The sequence below is a fragment of the Salinispora sp. H7-4 genome (assembly GCF_013416675.1).
GTDB classification, from domain to species: domain Bacteria; phylum Actinomycetota; class Actinomycetes; order Mycobacteriales; family Micromonosporaceae; genus Micromonospora; species Micromonospora vitiensis.
The window spans coordinates 41,847-64,421 of the sequence record NZ_JABZED010000021.1 but is presented as its reverse complement, the minus strand read 5'-3'; the positions used below and the strand labels follow the sequence as shown (position 1 = coordinate 64,421).

Annotated in this window: 21 protein-coding genes; 13 read left to right on the top strand and 8 right to left on the bottom strand. The window is 70.1% G+C overall.

Going from position 1 to position 22,575, the window contains the following annotated elements; translation table 11 throughout:
* Positions 1-13: 13 nt before the first annotated feature.
* On the bottom strand, positions 14-544 hold the full coding sequence (locus H0524_RS13150) for a MarR family winged helix-turn-helix transcriptional regulator (protein WP_180198905.1): 531 nt from the start codon (positions 542-544) through the stop codon (positions 14-16).
* Positions 545-590: 46 nt separating this feature from the next.
* Between H0524_RS13150 and H0524_RS13145 the strand changes: the two genes are divergently transcribed.
* The 6 genes from H0524_RS13145 to H0524_RS13120 all read left to right on the top strand — a co-directional run bounded on the left by H0524_RS13145 (position 591) and on the right by H0524_RS13120 (position 6,513).
* Positions 591-1,391, top strand: a complete 801-nt coding sequence (locus H0524_RS13145; protein ID WP_018724847.1) for a potassium channel family protein — start codon at positions 591-593, stop codon at positions 1,389-1,391.
* Between the two features lie 112 nt (positions 1,392-1,503).
* Positions 1,504-1,914: a DUF1622 domain-containing protein gene (locus H0524_RS13140; RefSeq protein ID WP_180198904.1), complete on the top strand. Its 411-nt coding sequence runs from the start codon at positions 1,504-1,506 to the stop codon at positions 1,912-1,914.
* Complete coding sequence (locus H0524_RS13135; protein WP_180198903.1) at positions 1,911-2,201, top strand: hypothetical protein; 291 nt, start codon at positions 1,911-1,913, stop codon at positions 2,199-2,201. Before H0524_RS13140 ends, H0524_RS13135 begins: the two co-directional genes overlap by 4 nt.
* Before the next feature lie 163 nt (positions 2,202-2,364).
* Positions 2,365-4,263, top strand: a complete 1,899-nt coding sequence (locus H0524_RS13130; protein WP_180198902.1) for a long-chain fatty acid--CoA ligase — start codon at positions 2,365-2,367, stop codon at positions 4,261-4,263.
* Positions 4,264-4,291: 28 nt separating this feature from the next.
* A complete protein-coding gene (locus H0524_RS13125; protein WP_180198901.1) occupies positions 4,292-5,152 on the top strand; it encodes a slipin family protein in 861 nt (286 codons plus the stop codon).
* Positions 5,153-5,268: 116 nt separating this feature from the next.
* Positions 5,269-6,513, top strand: coding sequence for an MFS transporter (locus H0524_RS13120; RefSeq protein ID WP_180198900.1), 1,245 nt, complete (start codon positions 5,269-5,271; stop codon positions 6,511-6,513).
* A gap of 86 nt (positions 6,514-6,599) precedes the next feature.
* Here H0524_RS13120 and H0524_RS13115 read toward each other — a convergent pair whose 3' ends face one another.
* A complete protein-coding gene (locus tag H0524_RS13115; RefSeq protein WP_180198899.1) occupies positions 6,600-7,808 on the bottom strand; it encodes an MFS transporter in 1,209 nt (402 codons plus the stop codon).
* 282 nt (positions 7,809-8,090) lie between these two features.
* Between H0524_RS13115 and H0524_RS13110 the strand changes: the two genes are divergently transcribed.
* Positions 8,091-9,347, top strand: coding sequence for a lycopene cyclase family protein (locus H0524_RS13110; RefSeq protein WP_180198898.1), 1,257 nt, complete (start codon positions 8,091-8,093; stop codon positions 9,345-9,347).
* Positions 9,348-9,376: 29 nt separating this feature from the next.
* Here the strand turns inward: H0524_RS13110 and H0524_RS13105 are convergent, their stop codons facing one another.
* Together H0524_RS13105 and H0524_RS13100 are read right to left on the bottom strand one after the other, a co-directional pair.
* Positions 9,377-9,604: a hypothetical protein gene (locus H0524_RS13105; RefSeq protein WP_018215591.1), complete on the bottom strand. Its 228-nt coding sequence runs from the start codon at positions 9,602-9,604 to the stop codon at positions 9,377-9,379.
* An 81-nt stretch (positions 9,605-9,685) separates the two neighbouring features.
* Positions 9,686-10,555 (bottom strand): pentapeptide repeat-containing protein, encoded by an 870-nt coding sequence (locus H0524_RS13100; RefSeq protein ID WP_180198897.1) that lies wholly within the window; start codon positions 10,553-10,555, stop codon positions 9,686-9,688.
* Between the two features lie 232 nt (positions 10,556-10,787).
* Here H0524_RS13100 and H0524_RS13095 point away from each other — a divergent pair, with 232 nt between their 5' ends.
* The 6 genes from H0524_RS13095 (at position 10,788) to H0524_RS13070 (ending at position 18,538) form a co-directional block, all read left to right on the top strand.
* Positions 10,788-13,583, top strand: coding sequence for an exo-alpha-sialidase (locus tag H0524_RS13095; protein WP_180198896.1), 2,796 nt, complete (start codon positions 10,788-10,790; stop codon positions 13,581-13,583).
* A 25-nt stretch (positions 13,584-13,608) separates the two neighbouring features.
* Positions 13,609-14,469 carry a carbohydrate ABC transporter permease gene (locus H0524_RS13090; protein ID WP_180198895.1) on the top strand — a complete coding sequence of 287 codons (861 nt, stop codon included), beginning with the start codon at positions 13,609-13,611 and terminating at the stop codon, positions 14,467-14,469.
* On the top strand, positions 14,466-15,791 hold the full coding sequence (locus H0524_RS13085; protein WP_180198894.1) for a sugar ABC transporter substrate-binding protein: 1,326 nt from the start codon (positions 14,466-14,468) through the stop codon (positions 15,789-15,791). Before H0524_RS13090 ends, H0524_RS13085 begins: the two co-directional genes overlap by 4 nt.
* Entirely contained in the window at positions 15,788-16,843 is a 1,056-nt protein-coding gene (locus H0524_RS13080; RefSeq protein ID WP_180198893.1) for an ABC transporter ATP-binding protein, read from the top strand. The genes H0524_RS13085 and H0524_RS13080 overlap by 4 nt, the downstream gene beginning before the upstream one ends.
* A gap of 68 nt (positions 16,844-16,911) precedes the next feature.
* Entirely contained in the window at positions 16,912-17,781 is an 870-nt protein-coding gene (locus H0524_RS13075) for a carbohydrate ABC transporter permease (protein WP_180198892.1), read from the top strand.
* Positions 17,782-18,070: 289 nt separating this feature from the next.
* Positions 18,071-18,538, top strand: a complete 468-nt coding sequence (locus H0524_RS13070; RefSeq protein ID WP_180198891.1) for an NUDIX domain-containing protein — start codon at positions 18,071-18,073, stop codon at positions 18,536-18,538.
* Here H0524_RS13070 and H0524_RS13065 read toward each other — a convergent pair.
* The 4 genes from H0524_RS13065 to H0524_RS13050 form a co-directional block, all read right to left on the bottom strand.
* Entirely contained in the window at positions 18,474-19,043 is a 570-nt protein-coding gene (locus H0524_RS13065) for a flavoprotein (protein WP_180198890.1), read from the bottom strand. The two genes, H0524_RS13070 and H0524_RS13065, sit on opposite strands and share 65 nt — an antisense overlap.
* On the bottom strand, positions 19,040-20,374 hold the full coding sequence (locus tag H0524_RS13060) for a hypothetical protein (RefSeq protein WP_180198889.1): 1,335 nt from the start codon (positions 20,372-20,374) through the stop codon (positions 19,040-19,042). The genes H0524_RS13065 and H0524_RS13060 overlap by 4 nt, the downstream gene beginning before the upstream one ends.
* Positions 20,375-20,678: 304 nt before the next feature.
* A complete protein-coding gene (locus tag H0524_RS13055) occupies positions 20,679-20,879 on the bottom strand; it encodes a DUF397 domain-containing protein (RefSeq protein ID WP_016818015.1) in 201 nt (66 codons plus the stop codon).
* Entirely contained in the window at positions 20,872-21,747 is an 876-nt protein-coding gene (locus tag H0524_RS13050) for a Scr1 family TA system antitoxin-like transcriptional regulator (RefSeq protein WP_018586219.1), read from the bottom strand. Before H0524_RS13050 ends, H0524_RS13055 begins: the two co-directional genes overlap by 8 nt.
* Positions 21,748-22,575: the final 828 nt, after the last annotated feature.

Sequence of the window (22,575 nt, the reverse complement as noted above, 5' to 3'; positions counted from 1 at the left end):
GCTGTTCGCGGCCTCAGCGCGTTGCTCCGCCGCACCTTTCCCAGTCCTGCCGCCACTGCCGTTCATCGGGTTCGCCGGCGGCGGCCACCAGCGCCTCCAGCACGCCGATCAGCCCGACGTCGGGCGCGGCGCCGGTCACCGCGACCAGCCGCCGGATCTCGGCGCTACGGCGTTGAACGACCTCGCCGACCAGGTCTCGACCGGCGACGGTCAGGCTGAGCCAGGACACCCGGCGGTCGCTCTCGCCGGCCCGTCGGGCCACCAGCCCCCGTCGGACCAGACGATCACAGGCGCGGGTGACGGTGGAGGGATGGACGTGCAGGCTGGTGGCGAGGTCAACGACCCGGACCGGCCCCTGGGAGATGAGAAGGACCAAGATTCGGTACTGCGACATCGTGAGGTCGACATCGAGAGCGTCGAGTGTGCGGACGGTGACGCCGACCAGCGAGCGGCACAGCGCTGCCAGCGCGTCTACCAGGGGTTCGTCTACCTGAGGCTCGTCCACCGCCGTCGACGACCCCGTTGGCTCCACGTAGAGTCGCATCGGCCCATAGTTGCACGGACACGCGCACCACGGTCGGGGGGCGATCATGGAAGACACCGGCTCCATCAGCCGGCGGGAGCAGCGGGCCGCGAGCTGGGAGCGCGTGACTGCGCTGCCGCTGACCGTTTTCTCCCTGGTGTTCCTGGCCGCATATGCTGCGCCGATCCTGGATCCGCAGCTCAGCTCGGCGTGGATCACGGTCTGTCAGGTGACCACGTTCACCACGTGGCTGGTGTTCTGGCTCGACATGGCTGTCCGATTCATCCTGCACACGCAGCGGCGACGCTTCCTCCGGGAGCACCTGTTCGACCTCGCCGTCCTGCTCCTGCCGATGCTCCGTCCGCTGCGGGCGCTGCGGTTGGTGACGGTGGTGCTCTCGCTCAGCCGGCGCACCGAGGCATGGGTTCGCGGCCGGCTCGGCATCTACGTGGCCGCGACGACCGTGTTGCTGGTGGGGGTGGCCTCCCTGGCGGTCCTGGACGCCGAGCGGGCGGCTCCCGACCCGTCCATCACCAACTACGGCGATGCCCTCTGGTGGGCGGCCGTGACCATCACGACTGTCGGCTACGGCGATTTCTATCCGGTCACCCCGGAAGGGCGGCTGGTGGCGGTCGGCCTGATGATCGGTGGCATCGGCCTGATCGGTTTCGTGACCGGCTCGCTGGCCACCTGGATCGTTGACCGGGTGACCGGTCGGGACCGGCACCCGGCAGCGACCGCCGAGGACGTCGCGGCGCTGCGCCAGGAGATCGCGGCGCTGCGCCAGCAGCTCGACCCGTCGGCCGGCGCCGGATCCGCCGACCCGCTGGCCGCGCCGGTGCAGCCGGCCCGCACGACTCACACCTGACGGGGGACCAGCGGCGGATGGCACCGCCGCCCGGCGGGGCGGACCGGCCGACGGCGACGCGATCGGGTGTTGTCCGGGCGTCCGGCGCTCGCGCCGCCATGGAGCCGCTGGTATGGATGGCATGGCCGACCACCATTGGTTCTTGGAAGCGGTGGACCTCCTGGTGCGAGTGGTGGAGGCCGCCGGCATCCTTATCATCTTCGTCGGGGCGATGATGGCGTTCGTCCGGTTCTTGCTCGCGGGGTTGTGGCACCGGCGGAGCCGGGCGTTCGTGCCGATCCGGCTGACTCTCGGCCGGTTCCTGACCCTCGGGCTGGAGTTTCAACTCGCCTCGGACATCATGCGCACCTCGGTCGCCCCCACCCTGCTGGATATCTCCGAGCTGGCCGCGGTGGCGGCGATCCGAACCGCCCTGAACTTCTTCCTCGCCCGTGAGCTCAAGCAGGAGCGCCGCGAGATCGCCGAGTTCGGCTCGCCCCGGTCCGCCGACCCGAAGCGGGCGGGTAAGGAGTCCACCACGTGAACACCCTGGTCGAGTACGCCACCCTGGCCTGCATCGCCGCGGGCATCGGCTCGGCCGCGGTGGTCCTCCTGGTGTCCCGGGATGGGCGCCTGGCCCTGCACGTCGGCCTTGACCTGTGGTTGGCCGCCAGTCTGCTGCGGCTCGCCCCGGCGCCGGTGGGGGAGAACCTGCTCTACGTAGTGGCAATCATGGTTATTCGCCAGCTGGTCCGAGTGGGTTTGACCGCCGGCGGGGGCCAGCCAGGGCCAGCGGAGCGTGGGTTGTCGCAGCGCCCTTCGATCCGATAGGCGCACCGCCGTCAGTCGTCCTGCCGTCAACTGCCCGGCGTACGCGACGGGTCATGCCCCAACCCGTAGGCGGCGTGGCTCTCGACCGCCTCGTATCACGTCGGCGCGGCACCCGGGCCGGTTTGCCGGTAGTTCCGCCGCCGGTGCCGCCGCCGGTCGCACGATGGGTGGTAGGAGCGCCGGCACGCCAGGTGCCGGTGGTGAAGCTACCGGGGGTAGCAAGGTGCAGGAGGTCGTGGCCTCGCCGGTGGAGGAGATCGGCGGGGTGTTGCCGGGGCTGGCCGAGCAGGTGTGGACCAACGCCCGGGAGGAACCGGAGGCGGTGCAGTTCGTCCGGCCCGCACCGGTGTCCCGCGCCTGGCCCGCGCGGCGCTCGGTGCGCGGTGGGGATGTGCCGGTGACGTGCGCCCAGTTCCGGGACGACGTACTCAGCCTCGCCCGCGGCTTCCTCGCGGCCGGGGTGGGGCACGGTGACCGGGTCGGGCTGGTGAGCCGCACCCGGTACGAGTGGACCCTGGTCGACTACGCCCTCTGGGCGATCGGGGCGGTGTCGGTGCCGGTCTTCGAGACAGCCAGCGCGGACCAGCTCGGGTGGGTCCTGTCGGACGCGGGCGTGGTGGGCTGCGTGGTGGAGTCCGCCGGTCAGGCCGAGTTGATCGCCAGCCAGCGTTCGGAGCTGCCGGCGCTGCGCGACGTGTGGCAGATCGACGCCGGCGATCTGATCGATCTGGCTGGCCAGGGCCGTGCGGTTGAGGACGCGGTGGTGGACGGCCGGCGTCGTCGGGTGACCGGCGGTGACATGGCCACGATCGTCTACACCAGCGGCACGACCGGTCGGCCAAAGGGCTGTGTGCTGACCCACCGTTCCCTCCACTGCGATGTGAGCGCCGCGGTCTCGGTGCTGCCGCAGCTGCTCCACGCCGGGGCGACCACGGTGTTGTTCCTGCCCCTGGCCCACGCGTTCGCCCGGATGATCCAGGTCGGGGTGGTGCAGACCCGGAGCACCATGGTGCACAGCGCTGACATCGCGGGAGTGCTGGAGCAGCTGCGCCGGCACCGGCCGACGTTCGTCCTGGCGGTGCCCCGGGTCTTCGAGAAGCTGCACAGTCGGGCCCGGCAGAAGGCCGAGGAGAGCCACCGGGGCTGGTTGTTCCGGCTCGCCGAGCGGGTGGCGGTGCGGTACAGCCACGGCCTTGATCGTTCCTGGGGACCGAACCCCCTGCTCCGGCTCGCCCGAGGCGGGTTCGACCTGCTGGTGTACCGGAAGCTGCGGGCCGCCCTGGGCGGTCGGTGCTCCGCGGCGATCGTGGGCGGCGCGCCGCTCGGCGAATGGCTGGGACATTTCTTCCGGGGCGCGGGCCTGCTGGTGCTGGAGGGGTACGGACTCACCGAGGCATCCCCGGCGTTGACGGTGAACACGCCGACGACACAGCGGGTCGGCTCGGTAGGTCGCCCCCTACCGGGGGTGCGGATCCAGATCGCCGACGATGGTGAGGTCCTCGCCCGCGGCGACCCGGTCTTCCCGGGTTACTGGAACAACGCGGAAGCTACCCGGGCGGTGTTCACCCAGGACGGGTGGATGCGGACCGGTGACCTGGGAGAGCTCGACGCGGATGGCTTTCTGCGGATCACCGGGCGACAGAAGGAGATCATCGTTACCGCCTCGGGGCAGAATCTCGCGCCCGCGCCGATTGAGGAGGCGATCCGCGCGCACCCGTTGGTCAGCCAGTGCATGCTGATCGGCGACGGTCGCCCCTACGTCGTCGCGCTGATCACGATCGATCAGTCTGCCTGGGATCGGTGGCGTTCCGAGCACGGCCGTTCGGACGACGCGACCGTGGCCGAGCTACGGGACGACCCGGAGCTGTGCGGCGAGATCCAGGCGGCCGTTGACCGGGCGAACGCGACCGTCTCCCGGGCCGAGCAGGTCAAGACCTTCCGCATCCTGCCCCGGGATCTCACCGAGGCCGATGGCGAACTCACCCCCATTCTCAAGATCAAGAAGAGTGTGGTCGAGGAACACTTCAGCGACGACGTCAACGCCCTGTACCAGGGCCATTGAGCTGGGCGGGCGTACCGGAAGGGGTGCCATGGCAGCCGGCTTCATCGGCGTGGTGATCGTGCTGGTCGTTCTGGTGCTGCTCGGCGCCCTGAGCCTGCGGATCGTGCAGCAGTACGAACGCGGGGTGGTCTTCCGCTTCGGACGGGTGCTGCTGCCCGTCCGGGAACCCGGCCTGCGGCTGATCATTCCGATCGTGGACCGGATGGTCCGGGTGAGCATGCAGACCACGGTGATCGACGTGCCGGCGCAGGGGGCGATCACGCGGGACAACGTGACCCTCAAGGTCGACGCGGTGGTCTACTTCCGGGTCGTGGACCCGGTGAAGGCCCTGGTGAACGTGGAGAAGTATCCGGCAGCAGTGCTCCAGATCTCGCAGACCGCGCTGCGCTCGGTGATCGGCAAGGTGGACCTGGACACCCTCCTCGCCGACCGGGACAAGGTCAACGCCGACCTCAAGTCGGTGATCGACGACCCGACCGAGGGACCGTGGGGGCTGAACATCGAGCGGGTCGAGGTCAAGGATGTCTCGCTGCCGGAGGGGATGAAGCGGTCGATGTCCCGGCAGGCCGAGGCCGAGCGGGACCGTCGGGCCCGGGTCATCGCCGCCGACGGTGAGTACCAGGCGTCCCGGCGGCTCGCCGACGCCTCCAAGACCATGGCGGACACCCCGGGCGCGTACCAGCTGCGGCTGCTACAGACCGTGTCGGATGTGGCGGCGGAGAAGAACAGCACCCTGGTGATGCCCTTCCCGGTGGAGTTGCTGCGCTTCTTCGACAAGTACGCGCGTGGCGCCCCGACCGACCAGGACGAGGCGGTGGCGGAGCAGCAGGCAGCCGCGGTGGCCGGTGACGGGCACCGCCGCGACGACGGGCCGCGCCCGGGCCGGTGAACGGCTACCATCGGCCGCATGACCTGGCGACATTGATCCACCGCTGAGTGCCCTTCCCGTGGGCCACCGCGGTCGCCGTACCTCCGGCGTCCGCACTCACCCCACGGGAAGAAGCGATGATCTCCGACCCGACCCCACCGCGAGGTGGCCCGCACCCGGGCCCGATCGCCTCGCCCGACCGGCAGGTCCGGTCACTCGCGGCAACCCTCTACGGGTACGCGTTCCTGCGCGACCTCGTCCTGCTCTACCCCGTCTACCCGCTGCTGTTCACCGACACCGGTCTGACGGTGTGGCAGATCTCGACCCTGTTCGTCATCTGGTCGGCCAGCTCGATCGTGCTGGAGGTCCCCTCCGGGGCGTTGGCCGACGCCGTCTCCCGGCGGCTGCTGCTCTGCCTCGCGCCGCTGGTGACCGCCGCCGGCTTCGCGCTCTGGACACTCGTGCCCTCGTACCCGGCCTTCGCGGTGGGTTTCCTGCTCTGGGGAGTCGGCGGCGCGCTCGCCTCCGGTGCGTTGGAGGCCCTGGTCTACACCGGCCTGGACCGGTTCGGCGCGGCCAGCCGGTACGCCCATGTCATCGGCCGGGCCCGCACCGCGGAAACCCTCGGCGTGTTGGCCTCCCTCGTGGTGGCGGCGCCGGTACTCGCCCTCGGCGGCTACCCCGCTCTCGGCGGGGCGAGTGTCCTGGCCTGCCTGGGGGCTGCCGCCGTCGCCACCCGCCTACCGGAGCACCGCGAGCCGGCCGCCGGACCGGGGGCCGACCCCGACGAGGGTGAACCCGGCTGGTGGGTCTCCCTGCGGGGCGGGCTGGCCGAGGCGCACGCCGACCGGGCGGTGCGCGCGGCGGTGCTGCTGGTCGCCGCCGTCGCCGCCGGATGGGGAGCGCTCGACGAGTACCTTCCGCTGTTGGCCCGAGACGTTGGGGCGAGCGGGCCGGCCGTGCCGTTGCTGCTCGTACTCACCTGGGTCGGTGTCGCCGTCGGCGGCCTGCTCGCCCCGGCGGGGGAGCGGCTGGGCCGCCGCGGGTACGCCGGCCTGATCGGTGGGTCCGCCGGTGCGCTCGCCGCCGGCGCGCTGATCGGTCACCCGGTCGGGTTCCTGCTGGTGGGCGTCGCCTTCTGCGGTTTCCAACTGGCCACTGTGCTCGCCGACGTCCGGCTCCAGGCGCGGATCGTCGGCCCGGCCCGCGCCACCGTCACCTCGCTCGCCGGGATGGCGACCGACACGACGATCATCGCGTGCTACGTCGGGTACGGCCTGCTCGCCACCGTAGCCGGCAACCGGGTCGCGTTCGCGGTGGCGGTGGCGCCCTACCTCGTCGTGGCGCTGCTGGTGGCCGTCGTACGACCGGTCCGCCGATGATCCGGGCCGTGGATGTGACACCGTGCGCGCGGGCGCCCCGCTCCGACCAGGACGAGGCCCGGGCGGAGCGGGGCGCTCCGTACGCGTCAGACAGCCGATGCCGTACGCAGCGGTCGCCAGGCGATGACAGCGATGAGCGCCAACACGACGGCGGCGGCCCAGAACGGTGTGGTGAGTCCCCACGCCCCGGCGAGCAGGCCGCCGAGGAGCGAACCGAGGGCCGCCCCGCCGAGGTCGAGTAGCGAGTAGACGCTGCCCACCCGGCCGAGTAGGTGCGCGGGCACGACGCGTTGGCGCAGGGTTACCACGATGACGCCCCACACCATGGTGTGGATCCCGAAGACGATCAGAATGGCGGCGGCGACGAGTGGGGTGGTGGTGATCGCCAGGATGACGTGGGTGACGAACTCGACGACGAGGCCCGCGCGGAGCAGGGTGCCGGCCCCGACGATCCGTTGTAGCCGTGGCGCGAGGACGGTACCGACCAACCCGCCGACGGCGAAGGTGGTCAGGAGGAAGCCGAAGCCGAGGTCGGACAGGCCCAGTCGCTGCCGGGCGTAGAGGACCAGGGTGGCGAAGGCGGCGCAGAACGCGAGGTTCGCCAGCCCCATACTCACCGCGAGCGTACGCAGCAGTCGATGTCCGAACAGCCAGCGGACACCGTCGGTGATCTCTACCCGCAGGCTCCGGCGCGGTGCCACCGGCGGGAGCGCGGGGATCGGCCGGATCGTCGCCACCAGCGCCGCGGCCACGGCGAAGGTCAGGGCGTTCACGCCGAAGGGCGCGGCGGCGGCGATGACGAACAGCCACGCCCCCAGCGGCTTGGCGACGAACTGGTTGGCGATGGTGAAGGTGGCCATCAGCCGGGCGTTGGCGCTGGCCAGCTGGTCCGGTGCCACGATGGCGGGAAGGAACGCGCCGGCGGCGGTGTCGGCCAGGGTATCCCCGGTGCCGAGGAGGAAGAACACCGCGTAGACCAGAGCGACCGTGGCGGTGTCGGTGGCGATGGCGAGGGTCAGCGCGGTGAGCGCCGCGGCGCGCAGCGCGTTGACGGCCACCACCAGCTTGCGGCGGTCCAGCCGGTCCACGTAGGCGCCGCTGATCAGGGCGAACAGCAGCCAGGGCAGTTGTTGGACGAAGACAGCGCCACCGATGAGCGCCGGATTGGTGGTGATGGCGGCGACCAGCAGTGGACCGGCCGCCATGGTGACTCCGTCACCGATGTTGGACACGGCCGAGGCGGTCCACAGTTTGGTGAAGTCCGCGCCGAGACGCGCGGATACCAGGGCACGCAAAAATAGCTCCTCGAGCAAGGGGAAACGGTCGTCTTTGGGAGCGACCGCTTCGCGGCGAGGAGCGCTACACCGTGGGGTGCGAGCCCGTCGGTGGGACCGGCTAGCGCGCGGTGTGCTCTCGCGGCGAAGCGGTGACCGTGACCTTGCCCTGGCGCATGCCAACTCCTAACTGTCGATCACGGCCAGAATAGCCGCGATCGGGTGAACGCGAGAACCGCTGGGCTGACCTGGCGACGCCGGTGGTTGCGGGGCCGCCGGTCCGGCCGGTGGCCCCGACCGTGGGTGTGGCAGCGTGTACGGGTGCCCACCGTCGACGTTGACCTCGCCCTGGTCGGAGGGGGCGGCGCGGGCTCTCTCGTGCTCGCCGCCCTGGACCGGCGGGACGTGCGTGGCCTACGGGTGGCGGTGATCGATCCGGTGCGTCGTCGTGGGGCCGACCGGACCTGGGCGTTCTGGGGCCGACCCGACGACGGGCTCGACCCGCTGCTGACGGCGAGCTGGTCACAGGTGGAGGTGACGACCCCCGAGCGGCACCGCGTGCTCGACCTGGCCCCGCTGCGGTACGCGATGCTGCGCTCGGCCTCCGTCTACGAGCGGGCCGCCCGCGCCGAGCGGCGGCTCGACGCGGTCCGCGTCGGCGCCCCGGCCGAGGCGGTCGAGGACGACGGCGACCGGGTCACCGTCCACGCCGGCGGATATACGCTACGGGCATCCTGGGTCCTCGACTCCCGGCCGCGCCCACCCCGGCGGGCCGGGCGTACCAACTGGTTGCAGCACTTCCGTGGCTGGTGGCTCGAGTCCGACCGGCCGCTCTTCGACCCGGGTCGGGCGGTGCTGATGGACTTCCGCACCCCGCAGCCGGATCGGGGGGTCTCGTTCGGGTACGTGCTGCCGGTCACCGACCGGTACGCGTTGGTCGAGTACACCGAGTTCACCCCCGGCCTGCTCTCCGACGCCGGCTACGACGCGGCGCTGGCCGGGTACCGGGACCGGCTCGGGCTGGACCCGGCCCGGCTGCGAGTGCGGGAGGTGGAGAACGGGGTGATCCCGATGACCGACGGTCCGTTCGACCCGCGGCCCTCGCCCCGGGTGGTCCGCCTCGGCACCGGCGGTGGCGCCACCCGACCCTCCACCGGCTTCACGTTCGCCGCCATGCACCGGCAGGCGGGGCAGATCGCCGCGGCCCTCGCCGACGGGCGGGCACCCGTGCCGGCACCCGCGTACCCCCGCCGGCACCGGTGGCTGGACGCGGTCGCGCTGCGGGCACTGGACCGTGGCGGGGTGGGCGGTCCCGACTTCTTCGACCGGCTCTTCGACCGCAACCCGGCCGAGCGGGTGCTGCGCTTCCTCGACGGGACCACCAGCCCGGCCGAGGAGGTCGCGCTGATGGGCACCACCCGGCTGGCGCCGATGCTCACCGCCACCGCCGGTGACGCCGCCGCCCGGCTGCGGGACCGGCTCCGGCCGTGGCGGCGTCCCGCCGCCGGGCAGATCCCGCCGCCGGTCACCGGCGCGCGGGGCTCCCAGCCGGGCGGGTGACCGACGCCGCTGGACTCACGTGCCGCGGTTCACTCCCGGTTCGGGTCGACGGCCCCGGAAACGTCCGCCACGTCGTAACCGGCCCGACTGATCTCCCGCGCCGATCGCCGGTCTTCGGCGGGCAGGTCGGCGAAGTCGTCACCGACGTCCTCGGTCTGCGGCAGCGACTCGCCCGGCGGCCGAAGCGACGCCTCCATCGCCGTGACGCCGTCCGGTTCGTCCGTGTCGGCCAGGTCGAAGCGGTGTTGCTCGGTCATGGCGCACTCCCGCCCGTCGGCTCGCGGTGACCGCCCCGGCCACCGCACCTGCCGCGGCGACCGAAACCGGCCTATCCGGGCTCACCTACCCGGACGCCGCCCGGAGAAACGCGGGGAGTCGCCGCGGGCGCGCCGTGGGGCTGCCCAGTGCGCGGGTCGGAGGCGCCCCGGTGGAAGAAGGGTGGCCCGGTCGCCGCGGGCCGCATCCAGCTGCGACTGGTGCACGAAGAGGCCGCCCGACAGATCCGCGCCACGCAGGTCGGCCCCCCGTAGGTCCGCGCCGGTGAGGTCCGCGCCGGTCAGGTCGACTCCGCGCAGGTCGGCACCGACCAGCTGGGCGCCGCGCAGACTCGCCCGGCGCAGGTCGACTCGGCGCAGGTCGGCACCGAGCAGGGCGGCGCCGCGTCGGTCGACGCCGGGCCGGCCACCCCGGGCCCGGGCATGGTCAGCGGCCTGGGCCAGCAGCGGAACGACTCCGCTCCGGTGCGTGTCAACGGCCAGCGACCGCAGCGACTCCGGGTCGCCGCCGGCCAGCTGGTCAGTGGTGGCGAGCGCCTCGGCCAGCGCGGCCCGCAGTGGTGCGGGCAGCTCCATCGTCAGTGCCTCGGTCAGATGCCAGAGCAGTTCGTGGAGCGGCCGTACCACGGTGAAGGTGTCGAACATCGCCTGGGCGGTGGGTTGGTTGTCCCGCCAGTCCCGCCCCCCGAAGGTCACCTGGGTCACCCGCTGGCCGGCGCCGAAGCAGTCGAAGACGGTGCAGCCGGGGAAGCCGCGGCTGCGCAGCTCGGAGTGGATTCCGCAGCGGAGGTCCGGGCGCAGGTTCGGGCAGGGTCGTCCGGCCGGCTTGTCGATCGCGAAGTCGGCCGAGGCGGCGAAGGCGGGCGCCACGCAGCAGATCCCCACGCATCGGGAACAGTCGGCACGCAGCTCCTCCGGACCGACCGCTGTCATGCTGTCCAATTCTCCTGCCGTGGGCTTGATGCGAGCCCCCCATTGTTCCACGGCGTCGGAGGTGCCACCGGCTTGCGGTGGCCGCTGACGTCACCATGAATCATCGACTGAGTTGCGGCAGGGGATTGTGCCTGTCGCGCCTCCTCTGACATCCTCCTGGATGGACGCTGCCAGTGACGGTTGCCAATCCCGGAGGCCGCGCTGCGGCGACGCCTTCTTCGGGAGGAACCTTGTGAAGCGCAGACGTCGCCAGCTACTCGCCGGACTAGCGATCGTTGCCCTCGCCGCGACGACGGGTGTTGCCGGTATCCACCTCGCCGGCACCGAAGTGCCGGCCGCCGCCGCGGCGACCGGGGACGGCGAGTTACCGAACGCCCTCGGGGCGCACCTGGAGCAGATGCGTCGGTCAATTCCGGGCAACGACGGCATGTCGCTGGACGGCCCGGGCGGGGCCGCGCAGCAGGAGTTCCTCAAGCGGGCCTACCCGGCCAACGAGGTGAGCCTCGCCGAGGTCGACCGCGCGAAGGCGGACTTCGCAGCGGCGGAGCGCCGGTTCCGGGGCGGCCAACGGTGGACCAGCGTCGGGCCGAGCGAGGCGGTGTACCCGTTCACCGAGTACCGCAACGCCTTCAACTACGTTCCCAACGAGTACGTCGCCGGTGGCCGGGTGACCTCCCTCGACATCAGCCCCGACTGCAACCGGTGGCTCTGCCGGGCGTACGCCACGCCCGCCGGTGGTGGCGTCTGGGGCACGCTCAACATCCTCGCCGCCGAGCCGAAGTGGTTCTACCTGGGTGGGCCGCTCGGCATCAACGCCGCCGGCTCGGTAAAGATCGATCGTAACGACCGGACCGGGCTCACCATCTACGTCGGCACCGGTGAGGCCAACATCTGCGGCTCCGGGTGTGTCGCCGGCGTCGGCCTCTACCGGTCCACCAACGGCGGCCTGACCTGGCAGGGCCCGCTCGGCAAGGAGGTGCTCGCCGGCAAGGGCATCGCCGAGATCACCATCGAGCCGGACGACCCGAAGACCATCTACGTCGCCACCACCACCGCACTACGCGGCATGTCCAGCGCCTGCTGCACGGGCGTGACCCGACCGGTGCCCGACGCCGAGAAGTGGGGTCTCTACAAGACCACCGACGGTGGCGAGAACTGGAACTTCATCCACAACGGTTCGGCCGCCGCCACCGACTGCACCGGCGACGCCGAGGAGTTCGGCAACAACGCGGTCTGCTCGCCGCGCGGTGTCCGCTACGTCAAGCTCGACCCGGAGAACTCCGACATCGTGTACGCGTCGTCGTACGCCCGCGGTGTCTGGCGCTCCCCGGACGCCGGAGCCAGTTGGACGCAGATCAAGCCGTCGCTCAACCCGGACCTGTTCCACACCCGGGCCGCCATCGATGTCACCGCCCTGCCCAACGGCAAGACCCGGATGTACGTCTACGAGGGTAACTTCGGCAACCCGTACTCGCGGTTGCTGCGCAGCGACGACGTGGCCGGCGGAACCCCCACGTTCACCGACCTGAGCAGCTCGAACCCGGCAGACCCCGGGTACGCCACCTACAACCAGTGCACCGGCCAGTGCTGGTACGACATGTTCGTACACACCCCGCCGGGGCATCCGGACATCGTCTACACCGGTGGCTCCTACGTCTACGGTGAGACGGTCGCGCACAAGCGGGCGGTCGTCCTCTCCACCGACGCCGGGGTCAGCGGCACCGACATGACCTTCGACGGCACCGACGAGCTGCACCCGAACGGTCTGCACCCGGACCAGCACGCGATCGTGACCAACCCGCGGGACCCGTACCAGTTCTTCGAGGCCAACGACGGCGGGATCATGCGCTCCAGCGGGGAGTTCGTCGATCGATCCGCCTGGTGTGACAACCCGGACCGCAACCTGACCACGGCGGCCCAGCAGGATCGCTGCAAGCAGATGCTCTCCCGGATTCCGAGCAAGCTGGAGAGCGTCAACAAGGGCATGAACACGTTGCAGTTCATCAGCCTGTCGGTCAGCCCGCACGACGTGAACCTGCTGCAGGGCGGCACCCAGGACAACGGGACCTGGGAGAACAACGGCGAGCGGCGGCGCTGGTCGAACACGATGATCGGTGATGGCGGCGCCTCCGGCTTCGACGTCGGCAAGCCCGAGTTCCGCTTCCACACCTTCTTCAACGCGTCACCGGAGGTGAACTTCGCCGGTGGTGACATCGCCGAGTGGATCTGGACCGCGGATCCGATCTACGGCCAGCCGGGCACCCTCTTCTACGCCCCAGTGATCAGCGACCCGGTGGTCAGCGGCACGATGTTCGCCGGTACCGGTCGCTCGGTGTACCGGACGAAGACCTTCGGTCTGGGCGACCGGAGCATCGAGGAGGCCAACCGGATCTGCAACACCTGGACCGGCACCTTCGAGGAGCAGTGCGGGGACTGGGAGGAGCTGGGCTCCACGCCGCTCACCGACGGGGCGTGGGGGGATCGGGCCGGCGGCGCGGTCTCGGTGGTCCAGCGGGTCGACACCGACTCCGCCACCGCCTACGCGGCCACCAGCACCGGCCGGGTCTTCGTCAGCCACAACGTTGACGCCGAGTCGGCCGCCGAGGTGACCTGGACCCGGATCGACAGCCCGGACACCCCGAACCGCTTCGTCACCAGCGTCCACATCGACCCGGAGGACCCGAACCGGGCGTGGGTCTCCTACAGCGGCTTCAACTCGAACACGCCGGAGACGCTCGGGCACGCCTTCGAGGTGACGACCGACGGCACGACGGCGACCTGGACCGACCGCTCGTACGACTTCGGTGACCAGCCGATCACCGACCTGGTCCGGGACGACGTCACCGGTGACCTGTACGCCTCGACCGACTTCGGCGTGTTGCGGCTGGCCGACGGGCTGACCAGCTGGACCAAGGCCGGCGGCGGTATGCCGAATGTGGAGGTGGCCGGGCTCACCATCGTGCCGGGTGAGCGGGTCCTCTACGCGGCCTCGCACGGCCTCGGCGCCTGGCGGCTCAACCTGAAGTAGGTCGATCATTCACACCACCAACCGGGTGGGGGGCCGCGCCAGCGGCCCCCCACCGCTGTCCGGGAGGATCGGTCGGATCTGGCGCGCCCTGGGCTCGCTCTTCGTCCTGCTCGTCTTCGTCCCGCCGCTCCTGCTACTGGTCTCGGGTTCGCTCACCGAGCCCGGCCTGCCACCGTCCCCCACCCCGCAGCTGATCCCCGACCCCGTCTCCACCGCCGGCTACCGACAGGCCCTGGCGGTCGGCGGGGTGCTGCGGGCCGCACTCAACTCGCTGCTGGTCGCGGTCGTCGCCGTGCCGCTGAGTGTGCTGGTCGCCGCGCTGGCCGGCTTCGCGCTGGCCCGGCTCGCACCCCGGCGGGCCGCGCTCGTCGTCCTGGCCTCCCTGGTAGCCCTGATGGTGCCGGCCACCGCACTGCTGGTACCCCGGTTCGCGATCTTTCGCGTGCTCGGGCTGACCGATACGCTGGTGCCCTTGATCGCTCCGGCGCTGTTGGGCACCTCCCCGCTCTACGTCCTGGTCTACTACCTGGCCTTCCGGGCGTTGCCGCGGGACCTCTACGACGCCTGTCTGGTGGAGGACATGACTCCGATGGGCATCTGGTGGCGGTTCGCGCTCCCGATGGTGCGTCCGGTCACCGCCGCGATCACCGCCCTGACCTTCGTGTTCACCTGGTCGAACTTCCTCGATCCACTGATCTACGTGTACGACCGTGACCTGTTCACCCTGCCGTTGGCGCTGCGCTCGCTGTCGGTGCTGGATCCGACGAACTTCCCGGTGTTCCTGGCCGGGGCGGTCCTGGCAACCGGCCCCGCCGTGCTGGTCTTCGGGTTAGCCCAGCGCCGATTTTTCCACCACGACGACCAGACAGAACGGAACCGGCCATGAGAAGACCCAAGGCGTTGCTGGCGGCGCTGCTCGCGACTGTGCTCCTCGGCTCCGGCTGCGGGGCCGGATCCGGGGCCGCAGCCGACGGGCCGGTGCGGCTGCTGGTATTCGGTGCCCCCGAGGAGCTGGCCGCGTACCGCACGCTGATCGAGGCGTACGGTCAGGCGCGACCCGGTAACGAGGTGCAGCTGATCGAGGCCAGCGACCGCAAGGACCTACTGGCCCGGCTCGCCACCTCGGTCGCCGGGGGCGCCCCACCGGACCTTTTCCTGATGAACTACCGCTTCTACGGCCAGTTCGCCGCGAAGAACGTGGTGGAGCCCTTGGACGAGCGGATCGCCGCCTCCGAGAAGGTGAATCCCGCTGACTACTATCCGGTGGCGATGGAGGCCTTCAGCTGGGGCGGTGAACAGCTCTGCCTGCCGCAGAACGTCTCCAGTCTCGCTGTCTACTACAACCGCACCCTCTTCGCCAAATACCAGGTCCCCGAGCCGAAGGCGGGCTGGACCTGGAACGACATGGTCGGGACCGCCATCGCGATGACCCGGGACGACCGTGGGGTGGTGGTCAGGGGCACCGAGAGCGAGGGGGCCGCTGCCCGCCCGGCCGTGCACGGGCTCGGCATCGAGCCGTCGATCATCCGGGTCGCCCCGTTCACCTGGTCCGCCGGCGGTGAGATCGTCGACGACCCGGACCGACCGACCCGGCTCACCCTGGACACCCCGACCGGCCGGGAGGCGCTGAAGAACCTGGTCGACCTCCGCCAGGCGTACGGGGTGGTGCCCACCGACGAGGAGGTCGAGGCGGAGGATGACGAGTCCCGCTTCGCCAACGGTCGACTCGCGATGCTGATGTCCTCGCGGCGCTCCACCACCACCTTTCGCTCGATCACCGACTTCGAGTGGGACGTCGCCCCGCTGCCGGTCTACCAGGACCAGGTTGGGGTGCTGCACTCGGACGCGTACTGCATGACCCGGGGTGCCAAGCGTAAGGACGCGGCGTGGCGGTTCCTGGAGTTCGCCATCTCCGCCGAGGGGCAGGAGATCATCGCCGCCACCGGGCGGACGGTGCCCTCGCATATCGGTGTCTCGCAGTCCCCGGTGTTCCTCGACTCGTCCCAGCCACCGCGCAACGCGACGGTCTTCCTCGACACGGTTCCCACTCTCCGGACGTTGCCGACCATCTCCACCTGGCCGGAGGTCGAGGACGTGACCGCCGGGATCCTGGAGAACGCGCTGTACCGGGGCGACCGGTTGGACGAGGTCATCCGCGCCCTCGATGAGCAGACCCGCCCGCTGTTCGCCCGTGGTGAGCACGGGTGAGCGATGCCGGTCTGACCCAGTACGCCGGACTGACTCTGGACGGAGTGAGTGCCGCCTACCGGGGCGTCACCGTTCTGCAGCAGCTGCGGCTGACCGTGGCCCGGGGCGAACTCCTGGTGGTACTCGGCCCCTCCGGTGCCGGCAAGTCGACGCTGTTGCGGGTGGTGGCCGGCCTGGAGCCGGTCACCACCGGGCGGGTCTGGATCGCCGGCCGGGATGTCACCGCCGACCGTCCGGGCCGGCGCAACGTGTCGATGGTCTTCCAGTCGTACGCGCTCTTCCCCCACCTGACCGTCGCCGAGAACATCGAGTTCGGCCTGGTGGTGCGGGACGTCCCGAAGGCGGCGGCCCGGGAGCGGGCCCGGGCCGCCGCCGAGCAGGTCGGCGCGGCGCACCTGCTCGGCCGGCGACCCGGGCAGCTCTCCGGCGGTGAGCGACAGCGCGTCGCGTTGGCCCGGGCGTTGGTGCGGGAGCCGGACGTCTTCCTCCTCGACGAGCCGCTGTCCAACCTCGACCTTGCGCTGCGGGTGCAGATGCGGGCCGAGTTGCGGGCCCTGCACGACCGGCTCGGCGCCACGATGCTGCACGTCACCCACGACCAAACCGAGGCGCTGGTGCTGGCCGACCGGATCGCGGTGCTTCGCGACGGCCGGGTGGAGCAGGTCGGTACGCCGGACGAGATCTGGCACACCCCGGCGAGCCGGTTCGTGGCCGGTTTTGTCGGCTCCCCGGCGATGAACGTGCTTCCCAGCTCCGGCCCGATCCAGCCGTCGGGTGCTCCGCCGGCGGGGATGGCCGGCGACCGGGAGATCGGATTCCGCCCGGAGGCGGTGGTGTTGGGGGAGCCCGACGGCGCGGCGGCGACCGTGGACCGGGTTGAGGTGGTCGGCACGGACGCCTACGCCTACCTCACCCTCCGCGCCGGCAACCCGGTGGTGGCCCGGATGGCCGCCGCCCACCGGCCGGCGCGCGGCGACGCGGTGCGAGTCGGGGTTCACTGGGCCGATACGCACGTCTTCGACGCCACCACCGGGCTCCGGTGTGCCTCTTGAGGGTGAGTAGGGAGCGGTCGCGCGCCGGGGCAGGGCCGGCGGCGCGTGGGCACCGGCAGGTGGCGGTGATGCTGGCGCCGTATCTGGTCGGCCTGGTCGGTCTGGTGTTGTTCCCCGCCGCGGTCACGCTCGCCCTGGCCTTCACCGAGTACGACCTGGTCAATCCGCCGAGCTGGGCGGGGCTGGCGAACGTCTCCGAGTTGGTGACGGACCCGGTGTTCCGGGTCGCGCTGACCAACTCGCTGGTGTTCGCGTTGGTGGCCGTGCCGCTTCGGGTGCTGCTCGCACTGGGCCTGGCGCTGCTGCTGCATCGCCGGTCGTTCGGGAGCCGTCCCGCCCGGGTCGCGGCGCTGCTACCGACCGCGGTACCCGAGATCGCCTATGGCCTGCTCTGGCTCTGGCTGTTCAACCCCTTGTACGGCCCGATCAACCAGCTGTTGCGGGTCGGTGGCGAGAACGGGCTGACCGTGCTCGGTCGTACCCCGCCGCAGTGGCTCACCGACCCCACTGACGCCCGCGCCGCGATCATCCTGATGAGCGTCTTCACCATGGCCGAGACCTTCGTGGTGCTGCTCGCCGCCCGGCGGGCGCTGCCAGCGGACGTCTATGAGGTGGCGGCCCTGGAGGACGCCACCGGTTGGGACGTCTTCCGCCGGGTCACCCTGCCGCTGATGGCGCCGGTGTTGGCGCTGCTGGTGGTGCGGGATCTGATCGCCAGCCTGCACTTCTCCTTTGTGCCGGCGTTCGTGGTGACCGACGGTGGCCCACCGCCGTATGCCACCACCTACCTGTCGTTGTTCATCTACCGCACCGGCTTCGAGTACCTGCGCTACGGCTATGCCGCCGCCGCGACGTTGGTGATGATGCTGCTGACGGTGGTGGCGGTGGTGGTGCAGTGGCGGCTGTTCCGCCGCTACCGGGCCTTCTATCGACTGTGATCACTCAGGGCCCGTCGGCTCCGTGGCTTCCGTCGGACTCTTAATCCGCGGGTTCGGGGTTCGAGTCCCTGGCGGCGCACCAACGAGCAAGGCCCTGACCTGGTACTTCTGTGCCGGTCAGGGCCTTTTCGCGTACGGCGGTGGTGGCTGGTCGCTCAGTGGGTGCTCGGGAGCCGTTGGACCGGGTTGGCGTCGGTGGGACGGGGTGCGATGCCAGCCGGTCGGAACCACGGATTAATCGGGTGGGCCGCTGTCCGGTGGAGGGGTCCGGGCGTGGTTAGGGTCGGTTGTGCGGCGGATCGTGCGTAGGTCGGTGCGGGCCATCCTTGTCGATGGTGACGGCCGCCTGGTGCTGATCAAGCGGACCAGGCCCGGGCAGGTGCCGTACTGGACGATGCCGGGCGGTGGGGTGGAGTCGACGGATGTTTGTCTGGAGGCTGCGCTGCGTCGTGAGTTGCGTGAGGAGCTTGGTGGCGAGGCCGGTCGGCTTGTTCCGGTGTTCCTGTTCTCTGCGCCGGTTGGTGTGGGTGTTTCGGTGCAGCACTTCTTCGCGGGTCGTTTGCTTCGGCTGCGGGCGGAGGCGCGTAGTGGGCCGGAGTTCGCTGATCCCGCGCGGGGTGAGTATCAGCTGGACCGGGTGGCGATTGACGAGCTGCACGCGGTGGAGTTGAAGCCGGATGTGCTCAGGGAGTTCATTGTCGCCAACGAGGAGGCGTTGCTCTCGGTGTACGACGATGGTGCAGGGTGGTGCGGCTGAGAAGGTCGAGCACACTGTCCCAGTGGAATGGTCCGTCTGGGGTGTCGGGTCGTAGGGCTTCGGTGGCGGTGAAGTGAACGCCGGCGGTGGCGAGTAGTTCGAGGTTGCGGTGGAAGGCTGGGTGTGCGGCGAGCGCTGCCTTGGCGTAGGGCGAGACGATGATCGGTGTTCCGGCTCCGAGGGCTTCGTTGAGGGTGCCCAGGGCTGCGGTGTTGTTGATGCCGGCGGCCCATTGGTTGATCGTGTTGAAGGTGGCCGGGGCGACGATGATGGCGTCGGGCCGCGGTAGCGACTTCGGCTCCTGTGGTCCGCGTGGTTCGCTCCGGACGGGGTGGCCGGTTGTCTGTTGCAGGGCTGGGAGGTCAACCCATGCGGTGGCGGCCTCGGTGACGACGGGGTGCACGTCCCAGTCGTCGTGGCGGAGTCGTTCGGCCAGCTCGGCTACTTTGGCGGCCGGTGGGGCGGCGCACACGACGAGCAGGAGGACGGGGGTGGCCTTGGTCATGCGTCTTGGACTCCTGCTCGGTCGGCGAGGGCTCGTAGCCCGGGGGTGCGGCTGGGGTGTTCCCGCCGGAGCAGCTTCGTGATGAGCCCAGCGGCGGTGGCGTTGAGCTTGATCGCCTCAGGGACGAGGCGTTCGTACTCCAGGAGGTGGAGCATCGCTTGGGGGGCTGAGCTGTCCGTCGCGCTGTGCGCCACGGCAAGGTCGAGGTGCGCTTGAGCGCGCCGGCTGGCTAGCGTCAGTGGGAGCTGTGCGGTGTCGAGCTGGTCGGCGAGCCGGAGTGCCTGTTTGTTGTCGTGTAGGGCGACCGCGACGGAGATGTGGTGTAGCCGGACGTTGGTGGGTCCGAAGGCTGTCCATAGTTCGTTACCGTTGCGGCCGAGTTCATCGGCGGCTGATTCAGCGGCTCGCAGGTGGCGCCATGCGCTGCGAGTGTCTGCGTGGCGGGCTGCCGCCACGGCCGCGTGGAGTAGGAGCGCTCCGTACGCCGAGAGGTAGGCGGGGGTGCGGTACAACTGGTGGCCGGCGATGGCCTCGGCTGCGGTTACCGCGACCTCTTCCGCTTCGGCGGCACGGCCTGGCTGCTTGGCGAGCGCGCATGCGGTCTGGTAGGCCGCGATGGCGGTCCGTGCTGGATCAGCGGCTATCAGGCCGAAGCATCGGGCGCGGTCTGCGGTGGTCCAGGCGAGTTTGCCGTCACCGAGTTTGGCAGCCAGTTTTGACGCCAGCAGGTAAACGCCGCTAGCGGCTCGGGCAACCCTGGGCATCTCCACAGCCTTCGGCTGTTCGGCGAACAAGGACTCGGCCCCGTTGATAAGGATGGGTAGCTGCCGCAGTTTGCTGTACTGAGCGCCCTGGTAGGCGAGGTTGCCGACCTGTAGGGCGGCCTCCAGCTCACGTAACGGCAGCAGGACCTGCCCGTTGTCGCGAGCGAGGACCGCGCGCCGCAGCCCCGCACGCCATTGGTTGGGCGAGCCGGAGGCATCGAGCGATTGGCTGGTCTGTGGCGACTCGGGCTCGTATATCTCGGGCCGTGGGTGGGCGAGGGCCATCCCCTTGTGTTGGTGACGAGAGTGCGGCTCTGTGGGTTCCGGGAGTTCGTCATTCTTGGCGTTGTCGGGCCGGTCGATGTAGAGCCCGAGCGAACGCTTGTCGGTTTGCAGAACCGTGCAGAGCGCCCATCGGTAATCCTCATTGGGCCACCGGATCTCGCCGCGTTCCAGCGCGCCAATGGCCTTCTCGGTGAGTCCTGCCCAGCGCGGCCTGCGACCTTGCCTGCCGTACATCGAGGCCAGTTCGGCGTTGCAGGCGTCGGCCAACTCTTGGCGAGACATCGGGCGGCCGGAACCAGAGGGGGACCGTAGCGCCTTGCGGGCAGCCCTCAGGTGACTGTTCGGGACGCTGTCCCTCCCCACGATCTGCCCCCAGGATCGACCCAGCAATGACGTGCCCTTGTGTCACATTGTCGCAGCACTACGCTCCTACATGGTCCCAGTGCGTCCCTGCCCGGTTCAAGCGATACCGATGGTCGTCGGCGGCGTGGGCCACTTCCTGGCCTTGCGGTCCGCGCCGCAGGGCTGGGTGCCACGGTGAGGCCGCCACCCCGCGAGCGCGGCTGCCGCCTGCAACCCGTGCCGGTCAGGCGTCGAATTCGCCGTTGCGAACCCCCTCGATGAACTCGAACCAGCCATCCGGGCCGAACACAAGGACACCGTCGTCGGGATTTTTGGAGTCCCGGACGCCGACCTGCAGATCCGTAGCGGTCGCGACTTCGACACAGTTGTCGGCACCACCGCTTCGGGTGGACTTCCGCCACGGGCAGAACTGCCTGTCATTCATCGTGAATATTCCTCCTGATTTCTTCGGCCGTTGCGGTGAGGAAGTCGAGGCTTTCGCCCGGTGGCATGGCGGCGTCCGCCAGCCTGCCGTACAGGTCGAGGTAGCGGTTGACGTCTGCTACCTCTGTCAGTACGAGGTCGTCGGTGGCCGTGTCAACGGCAACGACCACGGGGTCGTGCGGGTCCGGGTACCGGTAGGTGAAAAACGCCGAGCGGGGGACGGAATGCTGGCGGATCTTGGCGGCGATTGGCAGTACTCGGATGCTGATGGTTCGGCGGTGGTGTCCGACGAGCGTTAGGTGGTCCAGTTGATCGGCGATCACCGGCGCGGGCGCGGCAAAACGGCGGATGGCCAGTTCGTCGATGATCACCTCATACCGAGGGCCGCCCGGCCGCTCCAGCATGCGTTGGCGGCCGGCGCGTGCTTCGAGTGCTCGGGTGTGGCTGTAGGTGGCACCGTTGGGAGCGTCCATTAGCAGGCGTGCTTCGGTGTACGGCCGCACCTGCAACAAGCCGGGCAGGTAGACCATCTGATATTCGCGAATCTCACTCGCGCCCGCCTCAAGGTTTGCGTACAGGGCCTGTCGGGTGCCCATTTCATCGGCGTACTTCGCCCACCACCCGCGTTCCTGTGCCTCGCGGGCGATCGTCATGATCTGCTGCCAGCGCTGCTGATCTACGCCGAACAGCTGGAGAATCCGCATGACCTCGTCGAGGTCAGGGGCGACGTGACCGTTCTCCAACCGCGAGATGCGTTGGCGTGCGACGCCGATCTCCGCAGCTACGCGGGCGGCTGGGTATCCGTGCTCGTCGCGCAGGCGGATCAGCTCGGTGGCGAGCCTCCGACGACGCACCAGCGGGCTGATCACACCACACCTCCGGAGAACAACCAACGCCGGAGGACGATTACGCACCGGCGATGCGGGGAGCGTAACCCCGGGCTTCTCCGTTGGAGCTGGGCGTGAGTTCACGATCGGCTGCTGAGGCCCTGATCAGCGACCATCTGGGCAGCAGAACGGGTACCGGATCAGGTGGTGGACGGGGATTCCCGCGTATGTGGACTGTCCGTGAAGGTGGACCTATCAGAAGTGATCTGTCGATTTATGTGATCCGGTACGGCCGAACCGGCTGGATCCGGCTCGTGACAGCAACGCGGTCCTGGGCGTGTTCTCGCCTTCCGCCGGTGCACGGTACCGGGTAGGTGAACGCGCCGGACGGCGTGGCTGCAGTTGGTCTCCCGCTCGCCGTCGCTGCTACAGGGCGTGGCGGCGGGCGGGACTTCACCACCATGCGTGTCCCTGAGGAGGGCCGGTTCCGTGTTCGCAGGTGACTGCTACTGGCTCGACCGCGATGACGCCACCGGTCTCGGCCGGCACATGTTCTCGGCCGTATCGGTAGCAACCCAGTTCGGGTGCGTCGCGGGAGTGACACATCAAGATCGCCAGCGCGGCGCACCTGGTCCACATCGGTCGAAACGGAAGGCAGGCATGGCGACCTACCACGGTGGCGAAAAGGTCGAACAAGCGCAAATAGCGTTGCAGCAACATGCAACCAGCAGTGCATCCGGAGCGTGCATTACCTGCCGCAGCCCCGGCCCATGCGCCCAGTTCGAGCAGGCGGCGAAAGTCTTCTGGCTTTCACTTCGGCTGCCTCGCCGAACTCCTGGCGCTACCCGACCCGAGCTAATCAATGCCAGA

What these genes read in the sequence shown, in the direction of transcription:
- H0524_RS13150 (WP_180198905.1), bottom strand. Translation starts at nt 544, where the DNA reads ATGCGACTCTACGTGGAGCCAACGGGGTCGTCGACGGCGGTGGACGAG.
- H0524_RS13145 (WP_018724847.1), top strand. Translation starts at nt 591, where the DNA reads ATGGAAGACACCGGCTCCATCAGCCGGCGGGAGCAGCGGGCCGCGAGC.
- H0524_RS13140 (WP_180198904.1), top strand. Translation starts at nt 1,504, where the DNA reads ATGGATGGCATGGCCGACCACCATTGGTTCTTGGAAGCGGTGGACCTC.
- H0524_RS13130 (WP_180198902.1), top strand. Translation starts at nt 2,365, where the DNA reads ATGGGTGGTAGGAGCGCCGGCACGCCAGGTGCCGGTGGTGAAGCTACC.
- H0524_RS13125 (WP_180198901.1), top strand. Translation starts at nt 4,292, where the DNA reads ATGGCAGCCGGCTTCATCGGCGTGGTGATCGTGCTGGTCGTTCTGGTG.
- H0524_RS13120 (WP_180198900.1), top strand. Translation starts at nt 5,269, where the DNA reads ATGATCTCCGACCCGACCCCACCGCGAGGTGGCCCGCACCCGGGCCCG.
- H0524_RS13105 (WP_018215591.1), bottom strand. Translation starts at nt 9,604, where the DNA reads ATGACCGAGCAACACCGCTTCGACCTGGCCGACACGGACGAACCGGAC.
- H0524_RS13100 (WP_180198897.1), bottom strand. Translation starts at nt 10,555, where the DNA reads ATGACAGCGGTCGGTCCGGAGGAGCTGCGTGCCGACTGTTCCCGATGC.
- H0524_RS13085 (WP_180198894.1), top strand. Translation starts at nt 14,466, where the DNA reads ATGAGAAGACCCAAGGCGTTGCTGGCGGCGCTGCTCGCGACTGTGCTC.
- H0524_RS13075 (WP_180198892.1), top strand. Translation starts at nt 16,912, where the DNA reads ATGCTGGCGCCGTATCTGGTCGGCCTGGTCGGTCTGGTGTTGTTCCCC.
- H0524_RS13065 (WP_180198890.1), bottom strand. Translation starts at nt 19,043, where the DNA reads ATGACCAAGGCCACCCCCGTCCTCCTGCTCGTCGTGTGCGCCGCCCCA.
- H0524_RS13060 (WP_180198889.1), bottom strand. Translation starts at nt 20,374, where the DNA reads ATGTCTCGCCAAGAGTTGGCCGACGCCTGCAACGCCGAACTGGCCTCG.
- H0524_RS13055 (WP_016818015.1), bottom strand. Translation starts at nt 20,879, where the DNA reads ATGAATGACAGGCAGTTCTGCCCGTGGCGGAAGTCCACCCGAAGCGGT.